5 protein-coding genes and 1 riboswitch are annotated in these 5,276 nt (G+C 56.4%); of the genes, 4 read left to right on the top strand and 1 reads right to left on the bottom strand.

The genetic code is table 11. The features are described 5' to 3' along the window. Positions 1 to 187 precede the first annotated feature (187 nt). Positions 188 to 754 carry a YwhD family protein gene (locus PKO02S_RS31515; RefSeq protein ID WP_127589186.1) on the bottom strand — a complete coding sequence of 189 codons (567 nt, stop codon included), beginning with the start codon at positions 752 to 754 and terminating at the stop codon, positions 188 to 190. Positions 755 to 877: 123 nt separating this feature from the next. Between PKO02S_RS31515 and PKO02S_RS31510 the strand changes: the two genes are divergently transcribed. From PKO02S_RS31510 to PKO02S_RS31495, 4 genes are all read left to right on the top strand, one after another. Continuing rightward, positions 878 to 2,875, top strand: coding sequence for a M1 family metallopeptidase (locus tag PKO02S_RS31510; protein ID WP_246067661.1), 1,998 nt, complete (start codon positions 878 to 880; stop codon positions 2,873 to 2,875). Between the two features lie 28 nt (positions 2,876 to 2,903). Continuing rightward, positions 2,904 to 3,722 carry a hypothetical protein gene (locus PKO02S_RS31505; protein WP_127589182.1) on the top strand — a complete coding sequence of 273 codons (819 nt, stop codon included), beginning with the start codon at positions 2,904 to 2,906 and terminating at the stop codon, positions 3,720 to 3,722. A gap of 120 nt (positions 3,723 to 3,842) precedes the next feature. After that, positions 3,843 to 3,980: riboswitch (cyclic di-AMP (ydaO/yuaA leader) on the top strand. Between the two features lie 3 nt (positions 3,981 to 3,983). Further along, complete coding sequence (locus PKO02S_RS31500) at positions 3,984 to 4,460, top strand: C40 family peptidase (protein ID WP_127589180.1); 477 nt, start codon at positions 3,984 to 3,986, stop codon at positions 4,458 to 4,460. 147 nt (positions 4,461 to 4,607) lie between these two features. After that, positions 4,608 to 5,171 carry an FAD-dependent oxidoreductase gene (locus PKO02S_RS31495; RefSeq protein WP_127589178.1) on the top strand — a complete coding sequence of 188 codons (564 nt, stop codon included), beginning with the start codon at positions 4,608 to 4,610 and terminating at the stop codon, positions 5,169 to 5,171. Positions 5,172 to 5,276: the final 105 nt, after the last annotated feature.

Here is a 5,276-nt window from a genome sequence, read left to right as displayed (position 1 = left end):
CGCTCAACTCGGCCCGAATGTACACTGTAAGGGGAGTTTCTCGAGTTTCCCCCCTTACATACGCAAAGAGGAAGACGCGCGCGGCGTCTTCCTCTTTGCTGTCCTAGTATATTGTGCGAAAATATACTTCCCATAGTTTACTCGAGAGTCTGTCTTCGTTCAACGCATGACACATAATCGCCACAAATTAGGCGTTCAACTGCGCTTTCAGCGTCTCCCCGCTGCGCTCCCACCATTCGGCGTTGTGCTCGATCAGCACTTTGCGAAGCGCCTCCCGCTCCCTGTCGCTCAGCCCCTCCGTAATGAACCGGCGTTTCATCGCGTAGTCCATCTTGTTCACGTGGTCGGCGAGAATTTTCCAGCCGCGGCGCGCTTCCGTGTCGACGAGCATCTCGCAGGCAGTCAGCCCGGCGTAGAAAGGCTGCCCTTCCTCGTCTCGCCCCACGTACACCCACACGATCCAGCATTTGCGGCCGTTCGGCACGTCATCCTTGTTCATGCTGAACTTGACGCCCTTCTCCACCTTGCTCTTCGCATGGATTGCGCCTAGGTCCACATACGCCTCATCCCCGTCGATAATGACGCTGGACAAATTGTTCAGATCGATCGAACCCGCCCCGAAGCCGCGATGCTCCTTGTTGCTAACTACATTAAGCGCGTTCAACTTCTTCTTTTCCTTCTCTTGCCCTTGTCCTTGCCCTTGCCCTTGTCCTTGCCCTTGCCCTTGTCCTTGTCCTTGCGCGGTATCATCCATCCCTGCACCTTCCTATCTGCTCGCATTTAAGTTTGCATTCTTTTTACTCATTTTAGCTAATATTTGTCCAAATGCAAACATATAGATGGGGTAGAAAGCTTGTCAACGGGGTGAATAATGCCTATGTCCATGTCCAAAATTGACCGTCTGGTTCGCCATCCGGCGCTGTGGATGCTTGTCCTCGCGCTGGTATTCGGCACCTTGTCCGCTGCAGCCTATACCGGCCAGTCCGATGCGGAAGTGCGAGCCGCCTTTTCCCAAACCGCCCCAACCGGCGCGCCACAGCTCGAGCCCCCTGCGCCAACCGACTATTCCGCCCCTCAAGCGCTTAGCCGGAGAATCGTCGAGTACCACATCAACGTCCAGCTCGATTCCGAGCAGAAAACGCTGCAAGGCGCCCAATCGTTCACATGGGAAAATCCGGGCAGCAAGCCGGTCAGCGAGCTTTACTTCCACCTGTACCCCAATGCCTTCCAATCCAAGAAAACGACCTTCAACAAAGAGTCCGGCGGCAAGCTGCGGGAGGACGAACGAACCAAAGACAGCTACGGCCGCATGGACATTACGTCCGTCCGTACGGAGGACGGGCTCGACTTGTCCTCTACTCTGCAATTCGTCCAGCCGGACGACGGCAACAAGCTCGATCAGACGCTGGTTAAGCTCCGCCTTCCGAAGCCGGTCAACCCTGGTGAGAGAACGACGCTCAAAATGAACTTTTCCGTCCAGCTGCCTTATGTATTCGCCCGGATGGGCTACAAGGACGATTTCGTCATGGCGGGGCAATGGTTCCCGAAGGTCGCGGTGTACGAGCCCAAAGGGACGCGCGGACGCGCCGAGGAAGGCTGGAACCTCCACCAGTACCATGGCAACTCCGAGTTTTACGCCGATTTCGGCATTTACAACGTGCGTATCCAAGTCCCTGCCAGCTATACGGTGGCGGCCACCGGCTTCCCGACCGGTCCGGCTTCCAACGACGGCAAGAAGAAGGTGTATTCGTTCTACGCCGACGATGTGCATGATTTCGCCTGGGCCGCTTCCCCGGATTTTGTTTATGCCGAAGAGCCCTTCTCGACACCCAACATTCCCGGCATGAAAATCAAGCTCTACCTGGACCCTGCGCACAAAGAGCTCAAGGACCGCTACATGTACGCCGCCAAACGAGCGCTTGCCAAGTACAGCGAATGGTTCGGCACTTATCCTTATTCGACGCTGTCCATCGTCGTCCCGCCTGCAGGCGCTGGCGGCGCTGGCGGGATGGAATACCCGACGCTCGTTACGGGCTGGGCGGCCTCGGAGGATACGAGCGGGTTCGACCTAGAGCGCGTCATCGTGCATGAGATCGGCCACCAGTACTGGTACGGCATGGTCGCGAGCAACGAGTTCGAGGAAGCTTGGCTCGACGAAGGCTTCACCTCCTATGCGGAAGATCTCGTGATGGAAAGCGAATTCGGCGAAAAATCGAATCTGCCGCTGGAATCTAGCTATATGACGACTCCCGCCCCGCTGAAGCAGGACTCCTGGCGATACGCGGACCACAACCACTACGCCGAGAATGTGTACACCCGCGCCAAGCTGGTGCTGAAGGGCATCGAGAACCAGATCGGCCAGAAACAGATGATCCAGGTGCTGCACACGTATTTCGAGCGCTGGCGGTTCAAGCATCCTTCCACTCAAGACTTCCAGAAGACGCTGGAATCGGTGACCAAAACGAGCTGGAGCGCGTATTTCGATCAATTCATCTATGGCGGCCTGATGGCCGATTACTCCATCGAGCAAGCCAGCAGCAAGAAGGTCAAGCAGGACGGCGAGTCGGTCTACGAGCATTCGGTGCTGGTGCGGAAGCTCGGGGGCGCTTACCGGGACGTACCCGTGAAGTTCCAGTTCACCGACGGCACATCGGTCGAGCGCGTGTGGCCGGGAACCGACGAGCAGGTGCTGTTCACCGTCACGAGCAGAGCCCCGCTGGAATGGGCCGCCATCGACCCCGATCATACGCTCATTCTCGAGAATAAACGCATCAACAACTTTTATCGAACCGAAGTCGACGCGAAGTGGAAGGTCCGCTGGAACATCGGTCTCGTGAAGCTGATTGAAACGCTCGTGGACGGGATCGCATGGTAATCGTTAGTTTGCGGAAGGAGGAACGGCTATGTTAAGGCACTTAAAATACGGGTTTAAAATGACGTCGTCGCAGCATTTCCTGCTGCTCGTGCTCTGGCTGTACCAGTTCGCCTGGGGCCTGCTGCTGATGGCCTTCGTCCAATCGATCGTCGTCCCTCTTATGCACCGGTACCCGAGCGGACATTTGTCGCAATCGGCCGTGCAGCTGTTTCTGGCCGAAGGGGAATTCCAGCTTACGAAGACCGACATCAGCTACTCCTACTTATGGACGCTTCTCGGACTCGTCGTCGCCCGGATGGTGCTGACTCCGCTTCTGAACGCCGGTGTTTTCTACTCGATCCACAACAGTCATTTGAACTCCGGCTACCGTTTTTTTCGAGGCATTCGAGAGCTTGGCGGCTCCTTCACCTTGTATTACTTGTGCCAGATGGCGTTGACAGCGGCCCCGTTGTACTGGATCGTTCCTATTGCGAAAAAGGCTTTGGTTACAGTCGGCTCTTACGAAGGTTTGGCCAGTGCGCTGCTGCCCTATGTGGCGGGAGTCGCGGTCTACGGCTATTTGATCCACCTCCTTTTCGTCTACATTATGCTGGGGAGGACGGCGGAAACGTCGACATTCGAGTCCGTTCGTATCTTTTTCAGCCGATTTTTGGTCATCCTGCTGCTCGCCTCTCTGCTCCTGCTGCTGTCCGGTTTGCTAACTGCCATCACGATGTCCGTCTCCCTCCTCTGGGCGGGACTTTCGGCCTACATCCTCCACCAGCTGTTCCATGTGCTCAAAATGCTGTTCAAGCTATGGGCCGTGTCGTCTCAATACCATCATTTCAACGAGCAGCAAGCTAGATAGTTCGGGTTTGGAAGAAAAAGTCTGAAATTATCAAACAATTTCGGGCTTTTTTTTGTTTTCTTGAAAGTTGCAGGAGGATTTTGGCATAGAAGCACGAATAGGAAAGGAGAGTGAGAAAAAAATCGATATTTGCCGAATTCCCGATTTTTCCGGGAAACGGGGGAACCAAACCGGGTGAATTGATCTCGCACCAAAGTGATCATAGGGAACCTTCAACCGAACCCTCAGCTAACCTCGTAGGCACCGGAAGGAGTACGTCTTTTGAAAAAGGTTGTTTTGTCAGCCCTAGCGCTAGTCATGCTGCTTACATTCCAGCTTGGTAGCGCTTCCGCGGAGACCGTCCTCGAGCAAACGGTGGACAGTCTGGCGGGCACGAAGTACCGGTACGGCGGAGTATCGCCCGAGCGCGGATTCGATTGCTCCGGATTTACCATGTACGTCTTCAACATGTTCGGCATTGAACTGCCTCACCAGTCCAAGGCGCAGAACAAAGAGGGGTACTGGATTCCGAAGGAGGAGCTGCGTGCAGGCGATCTTGTGTTCTTCAATACGGACGGCAGCGGCATTTCTCACGTAGGGATCTACTTGGGCGACGGCGAGTTTGTTCATTCTGCTACCGATAAAGGTGTTGTGCGGAATCGACTGAACGAGTCTTATTATGCGAAGCGTTATGTCTCGGCCCGCCGCATTCTGTGGGACGACCTGTACGATCAGCTGAACGCGCAAGTCCAGCAATAATGAGGTAACTACAAGCCCGGCACGATGCGGATTTCCGCCTTGCCGGGCTTGTCTATGTGGTCGGCTATTTTTGAGATCGGACCGGTTGATGGTATACTGAGTGGGATGTCTGAACATTCAGCCGACGGCTCGAAGGAGGAGATAGTCATGTACGACATAATCATTATCGGAGCAGGCCCGGCAGGCGCCAGTGCCGCCCTGTTCACGGCCAAGGCCGGGAAGAAGACGCTCGTGATCGACAGCGACCAGAGCGTGACGAAGCGCGCCTGGGTGGAGAACCACTACGGCGTGCCCGAGACGACCGGCCCCGATCTCGTCCAGATCGGCAAGCAGCAGATCGCCAAGTTCGGCGCGGAGCTGGTCACCGGCAAAGCGACAGCGGTCGCTCGCGGCGAAGACGGCTTGACCGTGCAGACGGAAGAAGGCTCTTACACGGGCAAATACGTCGTGTTGGCCACCGGCCTGTTCGCCGATCTCGCGGAAGCGAGCGGCATCACGACGCTGACGGGCACGGAGCCGCGCATCAAGACGATCGTGCAGGTGGACGCAGCCGGACGGACGAACGTCGACGGCGTCTGGGCGGCCGGGACGATCGCCGGCGTCAGCATGCACACGATCATCACCGCTGGAGACGGCGCCAAGGTAGCGATCAACATCATCAGCGAGCTCAACGGCGCCCGTTATGTGGACCACGACGTGATGAAGAGCTAGTTTGGGTTTGGGTAAGGCCGCCCCGCGCTTGGTTTGCGCGGAGCGGCCTTTTTTGACAGATAATGTCCGCACGACACTCCCGCTCCGGCCACTAACTATTCGTAC

The sequence above is a fragment of the Paenibacillus koleovorans NBRC 103111 genome (genome assembly GCF_004000845.1).
In the GTDB taxonomy this organism is placed as follows: domain Bacteria; phylum Bacillota; class Bacilli; order Paenibacillales; family NBRC-103111; genus Paenibacillus_AA; species Paenibacillus_AA koleovorans.
Note: the sequence above shows the minus strand (reverse complement) of the source record. Positions and strands in the feature narration are given on the sequence as shown.

What these genes read in the sequence shown, in the direction of transcription:
- PKO02S_RS31515 (WP_127589186.1), bottom strand. Translation starts at nt 754, where the DNA reads ATGGATGATACCGCGCAAGGACAAGGACAAGGGCAAGGGCAAGGACAA.
- PKO02S_RS31505 (WP_127589182.1), top strand. Translation starts at nt 2,904, where the DNA reads ATGTTAAGGCACTTAAAATACGGGTTTAAAATGACGTCGTCGCAGCAT.
- PKO02S_RS31495 (WP_127589178.1), top strand. Translation starts at nt 4,608, where the DNA reads ATGTACGACATAATCATTATCGGAGCAGGCCCGGCAGGCGCCAGTGCC.
- PKO02S_RS31510 (WP_246067661.1), top strand. Translation starts at nt 878, where the DNA reads ATGTCCATGTCCAAAATTGACCGTCTGGTTCGCCATCCGGCGCTGTGG.